Annotated in this window: 20 protein-coding genes; 12 read left to right on the top strand and 8 right to left on the bottom strand. The window is 65.0% G+C overall.

All coding sequences use genetic code 11. The features are described 5' to 3' along the window. Positions 1 to 5 precede the first annotated feature (5 nt). From VSX77_RS06340 to VSX77_RS06290, 11 genes are all read left to right on the top strand, one after another. Positions 6 to 398 (top strand): hypothetical protein, encoded by a 393-nt coding sequence (locus VSX77_RS06340; RefSeq protein WP_338426806.1) that lies wholly within the window; start codon positions 6 to 8, stop codon positions 396 to 398. A gap of 299 nt (positions 399 to 697) precedes the next feature. Further along, entirely contained in the window at positions 698 to 1,042 is a 345-nt protein-coding gene (locus VSX77_RS06335) for an ArsR/SmtB family transcription factor (protein WP_338426805.1), read from the top strand. Next, complete coding sequence (locus VSX77_RS06330) at positions 1,039 to 1,515, top strand: ArsI/CadI family heavy metal resistance metalloenzyme (protein WP_338426804.1); 477 nt, start codon at positions 1,039 to 1,041, stop codon at positions 1,513 to 1,515. Before VSX77_RS06335 ends, VSX77_RS06330 begins: the two co-directional genes overlap by 4 nt. A 1-nt stretch (position 1,516) precedes the next feature. Continuing rightward, positions 1,517 to 2,026: an arsenate reductase ArsC gene (locus tag VSX77_RS06325; protein WP_338426803.1), complete on the top strand. Its 510-nt coding sequence runs from the start codon at positions 1,517 to 1,519 to the stop codon at positions 2,024 to 2,026. Next, positions 2,023 to 2,673: an MIP/aquaporin family protein gene (locus VSX77_RS06320; protein WP_338426802.1), complete on the top strand. Its 651-nt coding sequence runs from the start codon at positions 2,023 to 2,025 to the stop codon at positions 2,671 to 2,673. The genes VSX77_RS06325 and VSX77_RS06320 overlap by 4 nt, the downstream gene beginning before the upstream one ends. Positions 2,674 to 2,740: 67 nt before the next feature. Next, the gene (gene ybaL / locus VSX77_RS06315) at positions 2,741 to 4,384 is read left to right on the top strand and encodes a YbaL family putative K(+) efflux transporter (protein ID WP_338426801.1); all 1,644 of its coding nucleotides are present in this window, start codon (positions 2,741 to 2,743) and stop codon (positions 4,382 to 4,384) included. 146 nt (positions 4,385 to 4,530) lie between these two features. Then, positions 4,531 to 6,306 (top strand): DNA helicase RecQ, encoded by a 1,776-nt coding sequence (recQ, locus tag VSX77_RS06310; protein ID WP_338426800.1) that lies wholly within the window; start codon positions 4,531 to 4,533, stop codon positions 6,304 to 6,306. A gap of 261 nt (positions 6,307 to 6,567) precedes the next feature. Then, entirely contained in the window at positions 6,568 to 7,002 is a 435-nt protein-coding gene (locus VSX77_RS06305) for a TIGR01244 family sulfur transferase (RefSeq protein WP_338426799.1), read from the top strand. Next, positions 6,999 to 7,403, top strand: coding sequence for a hypothetical protein (locus VSX77_RS06300; RefSeq protein WP_338426798.1), 405 nt, complete (start codon positions 6,999 to 7,001; stop codon positions 7,401 to 7,403). Before VSX77_RS06305 ends, VSX77_RS06300 begins: the two co-directional genes overlap by 4 nt. Beyond that, entirely contained in the window at positions 7,396 to 8,310 is a 915-nt protein-coding gene (locus tag VSX77_RS06295) for a sterol desaturase family protein (protein ID WP_338426797.1), read from the top strand. The genes VSX77_RS06300 and VSX77_RS06295 overlap by 8 nt, the downstream gene beginning before the upstream one ends. A 168-nt stretch (positions 8,311 to 8,478) precedes the next feature. After that, complete coding sequence (locus VSX77_RS06290; RefSeq protein ID WP_338426796.1) at positions 8,479 to 10,065, top strand: GMC family oxidoreductase; 1,587 nt, start codon at positions 8,479 to 8,481, stop codon at positions 10,063 to 10,065. Positions 10,066 to 10,093: 28 nt separating this feature from the next. Here VSX77_RS06290 and VSX77_RS06285 read toward each other — a convergent pair whose 3' ends face one another. Then, positions 10,094 to 10,636, bottom strand: coding sequence for a winged helix-turn-helix transcriptional regulator (locus VSX77_RS06285; RefSeq protein WP_338426795.1), 543 nt, complete (start codon positions 10,634 to 10,636; stop codon positions 10,094 to 10,096). A 277-nt stretch (positions 10,637 to 10,913) separates the two neighbouring features. Here VSX77_RS06285 and VSX77_RS06280 point away from each other — a divergent pair, with 277 nt between their 5' ends. After that, entirely contained in the window at positions 10,914 to 11,204 is a 291-nt protein-coding gene (locus tag VSX77_RS06280) for a VOC family protein (protein ID WP_338426794.1), read from the top strand. A gap of 322 nt (positions 11,205 to 11,526) precedes the next feature. Here VSX77_RS06280 and VSX77_RS06275 read toward each other — a convergent pair whose 3' ends face one another. From VSX77_RS06275 to VSX77_RS06245, 7 genes are all read right to left on the bottom strand, one after another. Continuing rightward, positions 11,527 to 13,887, bottom strand: a complete 2,361-nt coding sequence (locus tag VSX77_RS06275; RefSeq protein ID WP_338426793.1) for a TonB-dependent receptor — start codon at positions 13,885 to 13,887, stop codon at positions 11,527 to 11,529. A 328-nt stretch (positions 13,888 to 14,215) separates the two neighbouring features. Beyond that, entirely contained in the window at positions 14,216 to 15,589 is a 1,374-nt protein-coding gene (locus tag VSX77_RS06270; RefSeq protein ID WP_338426792.1) for an ammonium transporter, read from the bottom strand. 18 nt (positions 15,590 to 15,607) lie between these two features. Further along, positions 15,608 to 15,946 (bottom strand): P-II family nitrogen regulator, encoded by a 339-nt coding sequence (locus tag VSX77_RS06265; RefSeq protein WP_338426791.1) that lies wholly within the window; start codon positions 15,944 to 15,946, stop codon positions 15,608 to 15,610. Between the two features lie 383 nt (positions 15,947 to 16,329). Further along, positions 16,330 to 17,028: an endonuclease/exonuclease/phosphatase family protein gene (locus tag VSX77_RS06260; protein ID WP_338426790.1), complete on the bottom strand. Its 699-nt coding sequence runs from the start codon at positions 17,026 to 17,028 to the stop codon at positions 16,330 to 16,332. A gap of 123 nt (positions 17,029 to 17,151) precedes the next feature. Continuing rightward, positions 17,152 to 17,364, bottom strand: coding sequence for a DUF2007 domain-containing protein (locus VSX77_RS06255; RefSeq protein WP_338426789.1), 213 nt, complete (start codon positions 17,362 to 17,364; stop codon positions 17,152 to 17,154). After that, positions 17,364 to 17,930: a pyridoxamine 5'-phosphate oxidase family protein gene (locus tag VSX77_RS06250; RefSeq protein WP_338426788.1), complete on the bottom strand. Its 567-nt coding sequence runs from the start codon at positions 17,928 to 17,930 to the stop codon at positions 17,364 to 17,366. Before VSX77_RS06250 ends, VSX77_RS06255 begins: the two co-directional genes overlap by 1 nt. A gap of 29 nt (positions 17,931 to 17,959) precedes the next feature. After that, positions 17,960 to 18,517 (bottom strand): DUF924 family protein, encoded by a 558-nt coding sequence (locus tag VSX77_RS06245; RefSeq protein WP_338426787.1) that lies wholly within the window; start codon positions 18,515 to 18,517, stop codon positions 17,960 to 17,962. Positions 18,518 to 18,544: the final 27 nt, after the last annotated feature.

The raw sequence follows: 18,544 nt of genomic DNA, 5'->3' as shown, positions 1-18,544 counted from the left end.
AAGTCATGATCGACAATGATCTTCCGCCTAGGCTCGCGACGGCATTGCACACCGTTTTCGAGGCCGATGGGGATGAGATTGTTTCGCTTCGCGCGAAGTTTGGTCGATCCAATCTAAAAGATGAAGAATGGATTCCCGAGTTAGGTAAGGAAGGGCGTTGGGCAGTAATTTCAGCTGATATGCGGATAGCCAAGCGTCGGCCATCGAGAGAACTCTTTATACGACAAGGTCTTGTAGGCTTCTTCCTGGGTCCATCGCTGCAGAAACGACCACTCTTTCATCAAGCCGCCCGGCTGATGATGCTTTGGCCCGCTATTCGTGATCAGCATCGTCTCAATGCCAATGGATGCTTTGAGGTACCCATGTCCGGGCAACGCTTCCGTGCTATTGGCCGTTAGCGAACTTTCGGCGACCACATCCCTTCAGGCACGCTGCAAACCAACTCACCAAATACTCTCTTAGAGTACGCCGTTTTGCTGATACGTTCGGCCCTATGCGTACACGATGTCGAGGAAGTCTGGGTCGGATTTGACTTCGTGGACAACGGCCAGCGGCTCGTCGAGCATCGCGGCTGGACCCGCGATGCAGGCAGGTAGCGTCCTTCGATCTGCTTTAGATTTCGATGATTGTCAAAATATCGTTTGACGAATGAAGTAAGATTCCATATTTCCACGATTATCGAATCATGGAGGCCGCGATGGAATCCGAAGCTGTTATCCGCGCGCTCGGCGCGCTGGCGCAGGAGCATCGGCTGGCGCTGTTCCGGCTGCTCGTGCAGGCGGGGCCCGAGGGGCTGGCGGCGGGGGCGATTGCCGAGGCGCTGGGGGTGCCGGCGTCGTCGCTGTCCTTCCATCTTGCGCAGCTCACCAACGCGGGGCTGATCGCGCAGCGGCGCGACGGGCGCTCGCTCATCTATTCGGCCGACTATGGCGCGATGAATGCGCTCGTCGGCTTCCTCATGGAAAATTGCTGCGGCGGGGCGGCCTGCGCGCCCGCTGCGGGATGTGCCACCGAAATTCAAACCGAAAGGAAAAGCGCATGAGCCGGTTTCATATGCATGTGGGGGTCGCCGACCTCGACAAGTCGATCGCCTTTTACAGCGGACTCTTCGGCGCCGCGCCGAGCGTCACCAAGCCCGACTATGCCAAATGGATGCTCGACGATCCGCGGATCAATTTTGCGATCTCGGTGCGCGACGGCGCACATCGCGGGATCGAGCATGTCGGGTTGCAGGTAGAGGATGAGGGCGAGCTGAAGGCGGTCTATGGTCGGCTGAAGGACGCCGGGGCGCCGGTGCTCGAAGAAGGCGCGACGACCTGTTGCTACGCCAGATCGGAGAAGAGCTGGATCGCCGATCCTGACGGAGTGGTGTGGGAAGCGTTCCTGACCAATGGCGAGGCGACGGTGTACGGTGACAATCCCGATTTGAGCACGCTGGCGTCGGACAATGCCGCTGAGGGTGCGTGCTGCGCGCCGACCATCCCGCAGCAAGCGGCACCCAAAGCCTGCTGTTGATATGACGGCGGGGGAGGGGCTTGGCGTGCTGGTGCTGTGCACCGGCAATTCGGCGCGCAGCATTTTGGGCGAGGCGCTGATCGCCCGCATGAGCGGTGGGCGGCTGCGCGCGTATAGCGCGGGGAGCAAGCCCAGGGGCGCGCCGCACCCCGCGGCGCTCCGCCTGCTCGGCGCCAAGGGCTTTGACGTTTCGGCGTTCCGCTCGAAAAGCTGGGACGCGTTCGCTGCCCCCGACGCGCCGCGCATCGACATCGCGATCACCGTGTGCGGCAATGCGGCCGGCGAGGCGTGCCCGCTGTTCACGGGGGCGCCGACGCGCGCGCATTGGGGGCTTGCCGACCCTGCCGAGGTGACGGGCGGCGCAGCGGCCGAAGATGCGGCCTTTGCCGAAACATTCCGGCTGCTCGAAATGCGCGTCGCCGCGATGCTCGCGCTGCCGCTCGAAGACATGACGCCGGCGGAGCGGCGCGTCGCGCTGAACGCGATCGGGCAGGTGGAGGGCGCGGCGTGACCCGGCCGGTCGCGGCCGAAGCGATCGGCAGCTTTTTCCTGTTCGCGACCGTCGTCGGATCGGGAATCATGGCCGAGACGCTGTCGGGCGGCAATGTCGGGGTCGCGCTGCTCGCAAATGCGCTCGCGACGGGCGCGATATTGTTCGTGCTGATCGCGATGCTGGCGCCGGTGTCGGGCGCGCATTTCAACCCCGCGGTGACGCTGGTGATGGCGCTCGGCCGCGGAATCGCGCCGCGCACTGCGGTGCTTTACGTCGCCGCGCAGCTTGCGGGTGGCATCCTTGGCGTGTGGGCGGCGCATCTGATGTTCGATCTGCCGCTGCTGCAATTTTCGGCGAAGGCGCGCACCGGCGGCGGGCAATGGGCGGGCGAGTTCGTCGCGACCTTTGGCCTCATTCTGACAATCCTCGGCACCGTGCGGCACCGCCCCGACTGGGTGGCGCCGAGCGTCGCGCTCTATATTACCGCGGCTTATTGGTTCACTTCGTCGACGAGTTTTGCCAATCCCGCAATTGCGGTGGCGCGCAGCCTGTCGGACAGTTTCGCCGGGATCGCGCCCGCCGACGTGCCCGCCTTCGTCGCGGCACAGCTTGGCGGCGCGATGGCGGCATGGGCATGCGGCCGCTGGCTGTTCGCCGCGCGGTGAAACAAATATAACAAAATCACTTGCCTTGGGTTGACCGCGCGCGCCTGCGGCCTTTACGCATGACATCATGCCGCATGACACAACGCTGATCGGGACCGTCGTCGCCGGGCTCGGTGTCGCCTTTCTGATGGGTGCGCTCGCGCATCGGCTTCGCATTTCGCCGATTGCCGGATATTTGCTTGCGGGCATTCTGGTCGGCCCGTTTACGCCGGGCTTTGTCGCCGACACCGGACTTGCGATGCAGCTCGCCGAGATCGGCGTCATTCTGCTGATGTTCGGGGTCGGGCTGCACTTTTCGCTGAAAGACCTGCTGTCGGTGCGCAGGATCGCGGTGCCGGGGGCGCTGGCGCAGATCACCGTGGCGACCGCACTCGGCATAATGCTGGGGCTGTATCTCGGCTGGTCAATCGAGGGTAGCGCGGTGTTCGGGCTCGCGCTGTCGGTCGCCTCGACCGTCGTGCTGCTTCGCGCGCTTCAGGCGCGCGACATGATCGAGACCGAAAAGGGACGGATCGCGGTCGGCTGGCTGATCGTCGAGGATCTGGTCATGGTGCTCGCGCTGGTGCTGCTGCCCGCGATGTTCGGTAGCCGCGGCGATGAAGCGAACGGCGCCGGGCTGCTGCAATCGGCGGGCGTCGTGCTGGTCAAAGTCGTCGGCTTTGTCGCCTTCATGTTCCTGATCGCGCGGCGCGTGCTCCCCGCGGTGCTGCACTGGGTCGCGCATTCGGGATCGCGCGAACTGTTCCGGCTGGCGGTGCTGGCGATCGCGCTGGGGGTCGCGTTTGGCGCGGCAGTGATCTTCGACGTGAGTTTCGCGCTCGGCGCCTTTTTCGCGGGCATGATCCTGGGCGAGACGCAATTATCGCGGCGCGCGGCGGAGGAAACGCTGCCGCTGCGCGATGCATTCGCCGTGCTGTTTTTCGTGTCGGTCGGCATGTTGTTCGATCCCAAGGTGATCGTCGAACAGCCGGGGCCGGTGATTGCGACGGTCGCGATCATCGTCGTGGGCAAGTCGCTCGCGGCCTTCGCGCTCGTCCGCGCCTTTGGCCACAAATCGCAGACCGCGCTGACCATCTCGGTCAGCCTGGCGCAGATCGGCGAATTTTCCTTCATCCTTGCGGGGCTGGGCGTCGGGCTGCAAGTGCTGCCCGACACCGGGCGCGATCTGATCCTGGCCGGGTCGATGCTGTCGATCCTGCTCAACCCGATTCTGTTCACGCTGGCGGTGAAGCGCATCCGCGCCGACGAACCTGCGCCCGAACCGACGAGCGACGCGGCCGAGGCGGTTCCCGAGCCGTGCAATGCAGGGGTGGTGCTGGTCGGCTATGGGCGTGTGGGCAGCCATATCGGCAGCCTGATCTGCGGACGCGGCGAGGGGCTGACGGTGATCGAGGACCAGAAGGATATGGCGGCGGCGGCGCGCAAAACGGGCGCGACGGTGATTGTCGGCGATGCGACCAAGGAAAGCGTCCTGCGCCAGGCCGGGCTCGATTCCGCGTCGACGCTGCTGATCGCGATTCCCGAGGGTGTCGAGGCGGGGGCGATCGTGCGGCGCGCGCGGGCAATCAATCCCAAACTGGTCATCGTCGCGCGCGCGCATTCGGACGAGGAGGTCGCCGACCTGGTGCGCCGCGGCGCCGACCATGTGGTGATGGCCGAACGCGAAACCGCGACGCGCATGACCGAGCGGGCGATGCTGACCTTGGCGTAATGCGCGTCATTGCGAGGAGCGTAGCGACGAAGCAATCTCCAGCTATCAAGCGTGCGTCAGATTTATGGCTGGAGATTGCTTCGCTTCGCTCGCAATGACGAGCGGGGTCTTCCCCCGCCGCTTCAACTTCCCTATCGCCACCCACAATGTCCGCCGACGCGCTCCTCCCGCTGCTCAAATCCACCTTCGGCTTCGATCATTTTCGGGGCCGTCAGGCCGAGGTCGTCGATCGGGTGATGGCGGGCGAGCGCACGCTGGCGGTGATGCCGACGGGGGCGGGCAAGTCGCTGACCTATCAATTGCCCGCCGTGGCGCTCGACGGCTGCGTCGTCGTGGTGTCGCCGCTGATCGCGCTGATGCACGACCAGCTGCGCGGCGCGCGCGCAGCGGGGATTCGCGCGGCGAGCCTGACCAGCGTCGATGCCGATTTCGCCGATACGCGCCAGGCCTATCGCGACGGCCAGCTCGACCTCCTCTATATCGCGCCCGAGCGCGCGACGGGCGAGGGGTTCCGCGCGCTCATGGACGCGCGGATGCCCGCGCTCTTCGCCATCGACGAGGCGCATTGCGTGTCCGAATGGGGGCATGATTTTCGCCCCGACTACCGGCTGCTCAGGCTGTTGCTCGATGCCTTTCCCTCGGTGCCGCGGCTGGCTTTGACGGCAACCGCCGACAAGCACACGCGTGAGGACATTCTGGTCCAGCTGGGTATCCCCGCCGAGGGGCTGGTGCTCGCGGGCTTCGACCGGCCGAACATCCGCTACCGAGTGATGCCGCGGGTGAGCCCGGCCAAGCAACTCGCCGATTTCATCGCCGCCAATCCGGGGCCGGGAATCGTCTATTGCCCGACGCGCGACGGGACCGAACGCATGGCCGAAAGGCTCGCCGCAGCGACTGGGCGCAATGTCGCCGCCTATCACGCCGGGCTCGCCCCCGAATGGCGCGCGCAGGTGCAGCATGATTTTGTGGCGTCGGAGGACGGGATCGTCACAGCGACGGTCGCCTTCGGCATGGGGATCGACAAACCCGATGTACGTTTCGTCGCGCATGCCGGCCTGCCGAAATCGATCGAGAGCTATTATCAGGAAACGGGCCGCGCGGGCCGCGACGGCGACCCGGCCGAGGCGCTGATGCTGTGGGCGGCGGACGATTTCGCGCGCGCCCGCTCGCGCCTGTCCGAGCTGCCCGAGGCGCGCGTCGCGGGCGAGCGCGCGCGGCTCAACGCGCTCGCGGCGCTTGTCGAGACGGTCGAGTGCCGCCGCGCGCTGCTGCTCCGCCATTTCGGCGAAAACCCGCCCGAACGCTGCGGCAATTGCGACACTTGCCTCGATCCGCCGAAACAGGTCGACGCGACGGTGCTCGCGCAGAAATTGATGAGCGCGGTCTATCGCACCGGGCAGAGTTTCGGCGCGGGGCATGTCGAGGCGGTGCTGACCGGCCGGAGCCACGAGCGGGTCGTCAGCCGCGGGCACGACAAATTGTCGGTGTTCGGAATCGTCGAGGGCGAGGACGCGCGGCTGATCAAGCCGCTGGTGCGCACGCTCGTCGCGCGCGAGGCGTTGCAGGCGACCGAGCATGGCGGGCTGATGTTCGGTCCCGCGGGCCGCGCGGTGATGAAGGGCGACGCCGCGGTGCTGATCGCCGAGCCGCCGGTGAAGCGCACGCAGCGGTCCAGCCGAAGCGACCGCGCTGCCGCCAACCCCGTCGGCGATCCGCTGTTCGACGCGTTGCGTGGCGTTCGGCGCGAGCTGGCCGCCGAGGCGGGAGTGCCGCCCTATGTCATCTTTCACGACGCGGTGCTGCGCGCGATGGCGAGCGAGCGCCCGGCGACGCGCAGCGACCTTGCCGCGATTCCGGGGGTCGGCGCGAAGAAGCTGGAAGCGTGGGGCGATGCATTTCTGAATGTGATCCGGCAGTTTTGAGCGTTCGATTTCGACCTATAGCTGCCATTCTTCTCCCCTCCCGCAGGCGGGAGGGGTTGGGGGTGGGCAGCGACGGTGCGATGGCCCACCCCGCTGCGACTAACGAACAAAGTTCGTAAGTCTCGCTGCCCCTCCCGCTTGCGGGAGAGGATGCTCGCGCTCTTTACCAATGGCAGCTCACCACCCCAAAGCCCCCCACCCCCGGCTGCCTTCGCACCTTCACGCTTGTCAGCAGCCACACGGCGGGAGTAGATCGCTGGTATGAGCGATTTTCGTCCCCTGTCCGCCCAATTCAGTGTCGCCCCGCAAATCGGCATCGAGGATGTCGCCGAGGCCAAGGCGCAGGGCTTTGCGATGATCGTCAACAACCGCCCCGACGGCGAGGAGCCCGCGGCGCCGCAGGGCGGTGACATCGCCCATGCCGCGGCGGCCGAAGGGCTGGCCTATGCGGCGATCCCCATCGGCCATGCGGGGTTCAGCCACGCGCAGATCGATGCGCTCGACAAGCTGCTCGGCGATGCGACGGGGCCGATCCTCGCCTATTGCCGGTCGGGAACGCGCTCGACGCATTTGTGGGCGCTGGCGCGCGCGCGCGCGGGCGACGATGTCGGCGCGATTGTCGATGCGGCGGCGAAGGCGGGTTATGACCTCACCGGCCTGCGGCCGATGCTCGACGCGCTGGCGGGGGAGCGGTGACGGCAGTTCTCGTCCAGACGGGCGCGTCGCTTGTCGCGGTGCTGTTCGTCGCCTGGCTGGTCGGGCGGATGGGGCTGGGCGCCGATCCGCGGATCGAGGATGCGGGCCATGCGATCCGCCTTGCCGAAGAGGCCGAGGCGGGGTTTCGTGGGGTCGAGGTTGCGCGTGATCGCGCGGGCTTTGCCGCGATCGTGCGCAATGCCGAAGGGCGGATGATGCTGGTGCGCGCGCACGGCAATTTCTTTGCCGCGCGGCCGGTCGATGCCAGCGTGATCGGGCGGCTCGACAAGGATTTCCTGACGCTGACGATGCCCGAAAAGACTTTCGGCGCGGTGACGTTGCAGCTGGGGAAGGATGCGGGAATGTGGGCGAGCCGGATGCGCGAGGTGGTCCGTGCCTGAGCTGCCCGATCCCGTCGTCTATGCGGTGCCCGGTTTCATCCTGCTGCTGATCGTCGAAATGATCGTCTCGCGGCGCCAGGACAGGAGCCGCTACGAAGCCCGCGATACGCTGACGTCTTTGTTGCTCGGCACGGGCAGCCAGGTTGCGGGTGCGCTCGTCGGCGCGGCGGTGATCGCGATGGCGGTCTGGGTCCACCAGTTCCGCCTGTTCGACATCGGCATCGCTTTGGAGACATGGTGGTGGGCGTGGATCCTCTGCTTCGTCCTCGATGACCTCGCTTATTATGCCTTTCACCGCAGCGCGCACCGGGTGCGCTGGTTCTGGGCAAGCCATGTCATCCACCACAGTTCGCAGCATTATAATCTGTCGACGGCGCTGCGGCAGACGTGGACGGGCTTTTTCAGCCTGGCCTTTCTGTTCCGCCTGCCGCTGTTCCTGATCGGTTTTCCGCCGGCGATGGTCTTTTTTTGCGCGGGGCTGAACCTGATCTACCAATTCTGGATCCATACCGAGGCGATCAGGCGGATGCCCCGATGGTTCGAGGCGGTGATGAATACGCCGTCACACCACCGTGTGCATCATGGCGTGAACCCGCGCTACCTCGACGCCAATTATGCGGGCGTGTTCATCGTTTGGGACAAGATGTTCGGCAGCTTCGTTCCCGAACGCGACGACGAGCCGGTGCGGTACGGCATCGTCAAGCAGCTCGGCAGCTTCAACATCCTCTGGGCCGCGGTCCACGAATGGGTCGGGATTGCGAAGGATGTCTGGGCCGCGCCATGGCGGCACAAGCTTAGCTATATGTGGCGCGAACCCGGCTGGAGTCACGACGGCAGCCGCGCAACGAGCGCGACGATCAAGGAACGCTGGGCGGCGGGGCGGCCGAGTGAGGAAGCGGCGGAGTAGCGCGGCCCTCTGTCCGTTCGTGTCGAGCGAAGTCGAGACACGCGAAGGCTGGCGCAGACGTGTCTCGACTTCGCTCGACACGAACGGAGAGGGGTTGCCACACCCTCTAATGACATTCATGTAAGTCGCGATTGACCACCTGAACCGGTGGCGAGGGGAGCGGCAGATATGGATCAGTTCGACATCATCGTCATCGGCGGGGGCAGCGCGGGAAGCGCGGCGGCGGGGCGGCTCGCCGAGGACGGCAAGCGCAGCGTCTGCCTGATCGAAGCGGGCGGGACGAACGATATCATGCGGGTGAAGACGCCGGGGTTCATGCCCTTCATCCCCAAATCGTCGAACTATCAATATGACACGCTGCCGCAGAAGGGGCTCAACGGCCGCACCGGATACCAGCCGCGCGGGCGCGGGCTGGGCGGGTCGAGCGCGATCAACGCGATGGTCTATATCCGCGGGCACCGCTTCGATTATGATCAATGGGCGGCGCTGGGCGCGACGGGGTGGAGCTACGCCGATGTGCTGCCCTATTTCAAGCGCAGCGAGGGCAATGAGCGCGGCGGCGACGAGTTTCACGGCGCGGACGGGCCGCTGAATGTGATGGACCAGCGCTGGCCCAATGTGACGAGCCGCCGTTTCATCGAAAGCGCGGGGGCGTTGCAATTGCCGCGCACCGCCGATTTCAACGGGCCTGATAATGAGGGTTTCGGGCTGTATCAGGTGACGCAGAAGGACGGCGAACGCTGGTCGGCGGCGCGCGCCTATGTCGAACCGCTGCGCGGGCGCGCCAATTTCGACATCCGTACCGGCGCGCTGGTCGAGCAGATAGTGATCGAAGACGGGCGCGCGGTGGGCGTGGCAATCCGCTGTGGGCGCCGCCGCGAGACGCTGCGCGCGCGGGGCGGTGTCGTGCTGTCGGCGGGGGCGTTCGGGTCGCCCCAGATTTTGATGCTGTCGGGGATCGGGCCGGGGGCGCATCTGCGCGAACAGGGCATTTCGGTGATCGCCGACCGCGTGGCAGTGGGCGCGGACCTTCAGGACCATATCGATTATGTGTCGAGCTGGGAGACGCGCTCGACCGATCCGCTCGGCAACAGTGCCAGTGGCACTTGGCGGATGGTGAAGGCGATTTTCGAGCATCGCACCAAGCGCAGCGGCATCATGACCACCTGTTTCGCCGAGGCGGGGGGCTTCTGGAAGTCGCGCCCCGACCTGCCCGCGCCCGACGTGCAATATCATTTCGTCCCCGCGATGCTCGAGGATCATGGGCGGACCAAGGTGAAGGGGCACGGCTTTTCGTGCCACGCCTGCGTGCTGCGCCCCGAAAGCCGCGGGACGGTACGGCTGGCATCGGGCGATGCCGCCGCTGCACCGGCAATCGATCCCGGATTCCTGACCGACGAGCGCGACATGGCGGTATTGCGCGCGGGAGTGCGGATGATGCACCGCATCGTCGCGGCGCCGCCGCTCGCTGACTATGCGGGGGTCGATCGCCATCCGGTGAACCTCGACGACGACGCCGCACTCGACACGATGATCCGCAGCCGCGCCGACACCGTCTATCACCCCGTCGGCACCTGCCGGATGGGGAGCGATGCGGACGCGGTGGTCGATCCGACGCTGAAGCTGAATGGCATCGACGGGCTGTGGGTCGCCGACGCGAGCGTCATGCCGCGGCTCGTCAGCGGCAACACCAATGCGCCGAGCATCATGATCGGCGAGCGTGCCGCGGATTTTGTGAAGATGGCTTTGGGATAGCATCGCCCTCCCCTGAAGGGGATGGGCTTTAGATCGCGCACGCCTCCGCCAAAACGCGCCCGCGTCGCGTCAGATCGTATCGGCTCGCCGGCGGGCGCATATCGAGTACTTCGCGCCGCACCAACCCATGCTCCCCCAGCGCCGTCAGCCCCTGCGACAGCGCGCGCGGGGTGGCGGGCGCGAGCAGGCGCGACAGCGCGTTGAAGCGGTCGTGCCCAGCGCCGATGCCTGCGACGATCGGCAGGCTCCACCGCGTTGCGGCGCCAGCAGGGAGGCCGACCGCACTTTGTGCTTCGGCGATCGTCGCGGCGCGCGCGGCGGCGACGGCGCCCGCTTCGGTGAGGATATATTCGGGGCGCAGCGGGTGACCGTGGCCGGGATTGCGCCGGACCCAGCCGATCGTGACGGCGGCGTCGAGGGTGCGCGTCAGGCTATCGCGCGAAAGGCCGAGGCGATGGACCAGCTCGACGAAGCGCGCGCCGCGATGCGCCGCCAGATCGGCGAGCAAAGGCACAAGCCAACGATGGCTGCCGAGCTGCACGAGCAGCGGGTCGGGCGCGCTTGACGGCATTTGCAAGTAACTATACAAACAGGACTTTATAGGCAAGAGGACTGGGCCCCGCGCTCCGATTCAAGCGCATCGTCATTGCGAGGAGCCGGAGGCGACGCGGCAATCCAGAGTAGGCGGAAACCGCCCTGGATTGCTTCGTCGCTACGCTCCTCGCAATGACGACGGTCTTTTTTGGCGAAGGAGGAACAATCATATGGCATTGAAGATCGGGTCCGAACTCACCTGCTCGATGGGGGTCAGGGACATGACCGCATCGATCGCCTGATACGAACGGGTGATGCACTGCGAGCTGCTCTACCGCGCCGACGACATCGGCTGGTGCGAACTCAAGACGCCGATGGCGGGGGTGAATATCGGCCTCAGCCAAGTCGAAAACGTCGTGCAGGGCGGCGGCGCGACCAATGTGTTTGAGGTCGCCGACATTGCGGAGGCGAAAGCGCATCTCGATGCCCAGGGCGTGCGGCAGGACGGCGAGATTCCGCATACACCGGGGATGGTGAAACTGCTGACCTTCTACGATCCCGACGGCAACAGCTTCATGTTTTCGCAGTCGGAAATGGCGCGATGATGTCGGGAGAATGGTGAGTGATTCGGCGCTGGCAGGCCTTCGCTGGCGCGTTTCCGCCATGCTGCACTATCGCCGCAACAAGCCCTGAAAACTGTCAGTTTCGGGCGGCATCTTTGCTGCGCACAAAAAAAGAGGGCCGGAACTTTCGTTCCGGCCCAGCCTTTCAGGCTCTCCCCTCCTGAAACTGTTGACGCAATGAATGCCATATTAATGTCATGTTGGGAAGGCCTAAATTAGCGGCAGCGCTGCCTAAATGTTGTGCAGTGCAGCGTGACTGCGAAAGGGCCGGACCGACGCGCCGTTCCGACCCTTTCGCGCCCAATCAGAACGTCTTGCGCGCGGTGATGCCAAAGGTGCGCGGTTGGCCGACGGTGTAGCCGAGGCGTGCGCGCCCGCCTCGTTCGCGGTCGAACGACAGCAGGGCATTTTCGTCGAAGACATTGTTGACATAGGCGATCAGCGACAGGCCGTTGTCGAAGTCGACCCCGGCGCTCAAGTTGACGAGTTGATAGTCGGGCAGTTGCAGGTCGACCGTCGTCGATGCCCCCGCCGGCGCGCCGCCGAACGGAAGGCCGTGGACGAAGGTGCGCGGATTATTTTCCTGATCCGCCGGCTGCGTATAGCGCGTGCCCACATGCTGGACCGACGCCGCGACGTACATGTTCGCGCTGTCGCCGATCGGCCATTCATAGCTGCCCGATGCCGTCAGCTGGAACTTGGGCACCGAGGGCAGACGGTTGCCGTCGCGGATGCCCGTCGCGGCCGTCAGTGCGCCCGGCAGCGTCGAGTCGAACTCGGCCTCGATAATGCTGCCCGACAGGTTGAGGTCGAGCCCGTCGGCGGGCGATAGGCCCAGCTCGAACTCGACGCCCATCGAATGCGCCTTGGGCACGTTGAAGACGATACGCGACGAACAGGTGCCGGCGTCGAGCGTGACCTGAAGATTCTTGATGTCGTTATAGAAGCCCGCGGCGTTGAAGGTGAAACCGCGCCCCTGCGTCTTCACGCCGAGTTCGTAATTCCACAGCGTTTCGTCGTCATAATCCTGAAAGGCGCCGAACAGCGCCTCGTCTTCGGGGGAGCAAAGTGGCAGGTTCAGGGGATCGTTGACCCCGCCGAGGCGGAATCCCTTCGATGCCTGCGCGTTGACTGTGACATTGTCGCTAACATCATAGGAGAGCAGGAAGCGCGGAGTGAAGCCGCTCGATTTGGTGCTGTCGGTGCGGTTGTCGCCGTTGGCGAAAAGCCCGCCCGACACGAAGCTGCGCGTTTCCTTGAAGTCATAATAACGCCCGCCCGCGGTCGCGGTGAAGGCGTCGGAGATGTCGTAGCTGACCTCGCCGAAGATCGCGAACTGCTTGATGTCATAGGGCAGGAAGGCGTTGTACGGCGAATCGGGACCGAAGCCGTTGCGCACCGCGTCGGACGTGCCCGCGCCCAGAGTTGCGTCGGTGACCGCATCATAGCCCGGCGTCGGCAGCGTCTGCGTGTAGACGCGGTCGATCTTTGAATAGAAGCCGCCGACGAGCCACTGGAACGGCCCGTCATTGTCCGACGCCACGCGGACTTCCTGCGTCCAGGTTTCAAGGTCGGTGGTGTCGAGCAGGTTCGAGGGCAGCAGCACGCCCGCATCGGGGAAGCCGAGGTCGACCGAAACAGATCCGGTGAGCGCGCTCGCGTCGCGGCTGACGAGGATGTCGCGGTTGATATAGCTTGTCACCGAGGTGAGCGTCGCGCCGCCCAAGCCGACATCGATCTTGAGGTCGGCGATCAGCGTTTCATCCTCGAACGCTTCGCGCAGCAGCAGATATTGCTCGCGCTCGTCGAACGTCACCGCGGGCCGCGTCGTCGTGAATTCATTGGCGTAGAGGTTATAGATGTCCTGCCGGTTGAACCCGTCGGCCTTGACCTTTTGATAGACAACGCGCGGGGTGATCGACAGATTGTCGCTGGGTTCGAAGGTCAGCGCGAGGCGCCCGCCATAGCGTTCGCCGCTGTTGACATCTTCCTTGCCCGCCGGCCCGATCGCATTGATGAAGCCGCCGTAGCGTGTGTAATAGCCGACGGCGCGCAGCGCGGCATTGTCGCCCATCGGCACATTGACCGCGCCCTTCAGATGGCCGCCGATGTCGTCGCCGTCGACGAGGTTCAGGTTCGCCTCGACGCTGCCCTCCATCACGCCGATCTTGGGCTGGTTGGTGATGTAGCGGATCGTGCCGCCGACCGAGCCCGAACCGAAGAGTGTGCCCTGAGGCCCGCGGAGCGTTTCGACGCGGTTCAAATCGTAAAGATCGATGTCGGGGGTAAAGAGCGAGAGCGAGATCACGCTTTCGTCGAGATAGACCCCGACCTGTTCCTTGACGCCCGGCTGGTCGCGCACGACCTGCCCCGCGGAAACGCCGCGCACCGACACCTGGCTCTGGCCGGGGCCGAGATTCTGCACCGACAGGCCAGCGACATTACGCGACAGATCCTCGAGCGTCACCGCACCCGATTTTTGAATATCCTCTGCGGTCTGCGCGTTGATCGAAAAGGGAATGTCCTGAAGATTGGCGTCGCGCTTCGTCGCGGTGACGATGATGATGTTGCCGTCGTCCTCGGCGGCCGCGTCCTGCGCAATGGCCGGGGTGGTAACGAGAGCGAGCGACGACAGGCCCGCGAGCAAATATGCCCGTGCATTCATGATAATCCTCCTCCTGGTGGCCGATCTGACGTCGGTCCGGCGGCGAAGGTGCGCCTCTTGTTACAATTGCGCAATGGCGCACGAATCTTTCGCAGCCGATTGCGCGCAGCCTGTTGCATCCGCGCCACGGTGGAAAAAATGGCCATTCCGACCAAATTTCAAAAAAAATGGCCGGGGTGAAACCTCGGCCCATGGCCGTTCCGGCCACAGGTTCAAAAAAATGGCCGGGGTGAAACCCCGGCCAGTGGTTCGCAGGAGGAACCTGGTGAGGATCCCGCCGCCGTCGATTGAAAGGAGAGAGACGTGCGGCGACGGGTATCCTGTCTCGTTACATATTGTAGGCGCGCTCCCCATGTTCGCCGAGGTCGAGGCCTTCGCGCTCCACCTCTTCGGTAACGCGCCCGCCGGTGACCAGCTTCGCGACATAGAAGGCGATCGCCGAGCCGATGCCGGACCAGAGGATCGCGACGAGGACCGACTTGACCTGGATCCAGAGCTGGCTGCCAAGAACATAGTCGTCGCCCGCCGGGCCGCCGAGCGCGGCGAGCATCGTCACCGCGGTGCCGACCGAGCCGATGATGCCGCCGAGGCCGTGGATGCCGAAGACGTCGAGCGAGTCGTCGAAACCGAGCTTCGGTTTCATCTTCATCACGAACCAGCAGCAGACGATCCCCGCGACCGCGCCGAGCAGGATCGCGCCGAACGGACCCGAATTGCCCGCGGCCGGGGTCACGGCGACGAGGCCGGCGATCGCACCCGAACAGGCGCCGAGCAGCGACCCCTTGTGGCCGAGCGCACGTTCGGTGAGCATCCAGAAAAGCACGCCGGCGGCGGTGGCGGTGAAGGTGTTGATGAGGGCAAGGCCCGCCGAACCATTGGCTTCGAGCGCCGAACCGGCGTTGAAGCCGAACCAGCCCACCCACAGCAGGCCGGTGCCGATCAACGTCATGGTCAGCGAGTGCGGCGCCATGATGTCCTTCTGATACCCCGAACGCTTGCCGATGATCAGGCAGCCGACGAGCGCCGCGATACCCGCGTTGATGTGGACAACGGTCCCGCCCGCAAAGTCGAGCGCGCCCCAGCCGAAGATCAGCCCGGTCGCCTCATCGGTGCCGCCCAGATACCAGACCATGTGCGCGATCGGGTAATAGACGATGGTCAGCCAGATGATCGCGAACACCATGATCGCCGAAAATTTCATGCGCTCTACCAAGCCGCCGAGCACGAGCGCGACGGTGATGGCCGAAAAGGTCATCTGGAAGGCGATGAACACGAATTCGGGGATCACGACGCCGTCGGTGAAGGTCGCGACGGTCGAATCGGCGGTCACGCCGGCGAGGAAGGTCTTGCCCGCGGAGATGAACTGGTTGGCGTCGCCGCCAAAGGCGAGGCTGTAACCGAACATCACCCACATGATCATCGCGAGCGCGGCGACGGCGATGATCTGCGTCAGCACCGACGCCATATTCTTGGCGCGGACGAGGCCGCCGTAAAAGAGCGCGAGGCCCGGCACGATCATCGCCATGACAAGCACGGTCGCAGTCATCATCCAGGCGGTGTCGCCCTTATCGGGCGTCGGTACGGCTTCGGCGACGGCGGGCGCTGCCTCGGCGGCCGCCTCCTGCGCCCAGGCTGGCAAAGCCGCGAACAGCGAAAGGCCCACGGCCCCGGCGCCCGCCGCAATCTTGTTTGCGAACGTCATAGTTTCCCCCTTCGTCATTTAGAGAGCCGCCTCGCCGGTCTCGCCGGTGCGAATGCGCACCGCCTGACCCACGTCGAGCACGAAAATCTTGCCATCGCCGATCGAGCCGGTGCCGGCGCTTTGCTGCAGCGTTTCGACCACCCGCGGTGCGAGGCCGTCGTCGCAGACGAGCTCGATCTTCACCTTGGGCACCATGTTGGTTGCATATTCGGCGCCGCGATAGATTTCGGTCTGCCCCTTTTGCCGCCCGAACCCCTTGACCTCGGTCACGGTCATGCCGGCGATGCCCAGCCCGGTGAGGGCTTCGCGCACCTCGTCTAGCTTGAACGGTTTGATGATTGCCAGGATCAGCTTCATGATGCCCCCTTTTGCTAATGGCACGATGTTGCGGTGCAACAGCCGTGCCAAATTGCGCCGGGTGAGCAAAAGTTAACATTTTGTGACGGATCTTGTGGCTCTGGCGCGCTGGATCGTGCGTTTCATGGGCAGAGGAGGCAGGGCATTGCCTAAAATTTAGGCGCATTCTGCTTGCCGCGCACGACGACCACCGGCGATCGCAGCAATGACGTGTTTCGGCCGAAACACGTCGTCGCCCCGCACCCCGCTTCGTCATCCCCGCGAAAGCGGGGACCCACAGCGTGCGTAGGCTGACCCCACACTGGGTTCCCGCTTTCGCGGGAATGACGAGAGTGGGTTATGTCCGCACCCCACCCTAAGGCCGCGGTCCGGTGCGCTTGTTGCTACCCCGCCGCCCGGAACCGCGCCCAGATCGGCAGGTGATCCGACGCGCGTGCCGCAAGCGCGCTGCGGTGGACTCCGGCATCGACCGGATCGAGGTCGGGCGACGCGAAGATGCGATCGAGCTTGGCGACCGGGCGGCGGCTGTGAAAGCTGTGTCCGGTATCGACCAGCCGGTGATCGGCGCCGAAGTCGGCGAGGCAGCCGCCCGTGGGGCGCCATTCGTTGCAGTCGCCCATCAGGATTGTCGGCAATCTCTCGCCTTCGGCTATATGGTGCAGGATGGCGCGCGCCTGCTGGCGGCGGCGCAGTCCCGAAATGTCGAGGTGCATGCCGACGACGCGAAGCCGCGTCTCGCCGATCCGGACCGTTGCGGCGACTGCGCCGCGGGGTTCGAGCGTCGGCAGGTGGAGCGCGTGGCTTTCCTCAACCTCGGCGCCCCTGCGCACGAGCAGCGCATTGCCATGCCAGCCGATCGCATAGGGGCGGCCGCTTAAGAGGTCGACGGGCACATAATCGCTATGCTCCTCGAACATGTGCGGCGGGATCGCGCTCGCGCGCGTGCCGAAGCGACGGTCGGCCTCCTGCAGCGCGACGATGTCGGCGTCGAGTTCGCGCAGCACTGCAAGCACGCGGCCGGGATCGCGGCGACGGTCGAGCCCGATGCCCTTGCGCATATTGTAACTCGCGACCTTGATCATGGGAGAGGTTTGAACTGACCTATCTTCTGTTCGTGCTGAGATTGTCGAACCACTGTCCTTCTTTTCTTCAAGGAAAAACGGTCCTTCGACAAGCTCAGGACGAACGGAGATAGGGTTGGGTTGCTAATTGGCGCCAAACTCCGCCATCAGCGCCTGCGCTTCGTCCAGATCCTCGTCGAGCACCATGATGCGCACCGGGATCATCAGCCCGACGCTTTCGGCGATGTTCATGCCCGCATCGAAGCAGACGGCGTGGACGCCGGCGCTTTCGAGGCGGCCGCGCAGCAGTTCCGCCTCGGCGCCATTGGGCAGGCGCACCAGCTCGACCAGCGGCATCAGGCGGGTTCGCCGGAGATGAATCGGTCGGTCGGGCGCGTCGGCAGGCCGTCGATGCTGCCGTCGCGTTTCTTGAATTTTTCGACCCACAGCACGGGGTCGGCCTGACGGTGATATTTTTGCAGCGTTTCGCGCTCTGTCTGCAACTCCATCATCGGCACGCCCCAGCCGCAGCTCGTCTGTACGCTTTCGACGTCGATCACGAAAATCTGCCGCGTGCCGGCGAGCAATGTGAAATGTGCAGCGAGCGCGTCCCACTCGGCGTCCTGCGGCAGCACCGGGCGGCCGCGACCATAGATGCGCAGGATCAGCGCGGTGCGGTCGAAGGCGCAGAACATGATCGTGATGCGGCCGTCGGCGGCAAGATGCGCGTGGGTTTCGTTACCCGATCCGCCGAGGTCGAGATAGGCGACCTGGCTCTGCGAAAGCACGCGGAAGCTGTCGGCGTAACCCTTGGGCGACAGGTTGATGCGCGCGCCCTCGGCGGCGGTCGCGGTGAAGAAGATCGGTTGCTTTTCGATAAAGGCGATATGCTTGTCGGTCAGCGTATCGGTGAATTCGGCCATGGCGCGTCTCCGTCAGAGCGCCCGCCCTATCACCAATTCTTGCCCTCTTCTATTGCTGCTTCCTCGTCGGGCCGGGTCTTGCGGCCGAGCGCGTCGTTGCGATGCGGGAATCGGCCGAAGCGGTCTATGATGTCGAAATGCTTTTGGGCGTAATCGCGAAAGATCGGATCCGCGAGCTGGCTCATCAGCCGCAGCGATTCGCGCTGGTCGGCAATATCCTCGCTATGTTCGAAGGGCAGATAGGCGAATTGACGCCGGGCGTCGGGCCAATCCTGGTCCCAGCCCCTTGCGACGATCCCTCGCGCAATCTCACGCGCCTGCGAATCGGTCGCGAACGCGTCGGCATGGCCGCGATAGATGTTGCGCGGCACCTGGTCGAACAGGATCGCCGCGGCGAGCGCGGTGTTGGGATCGGTCAGGAAGGCTTCAGCAGGCTGGGAGCGGAGCGCGCGGTGCCAGTCTTCCGCCAGCGCACGCACTTCGGCGTCGAAATCGGGGTCGCCGCCGTACCAATCGTCCATGCCATGGTCGTCGAACCAGAAGGCGAGCAGTTGCCGGGCCCAGTCGGCGGGGGGAGGGGGAATCATGTTTTCGGCCAAGATCGCGGCTTCCTG

The sequence above is a fragment of the Sphingopyxis sp. TUF1 genome, from assembly GCF_036687315.1.
GTDB lineage: Bacteria > Pseudomonadota > Alphaproteobacteria > Sphingomonadales > Sphingomonadaceae > Sphingopyxis > Sphingopyxis kveilinensis.
The sequence above is the reverse complement of the archived record's forward strand: the minus strand, read 5'-3'. Positions and strand labels throughout refer to the sequence as shown.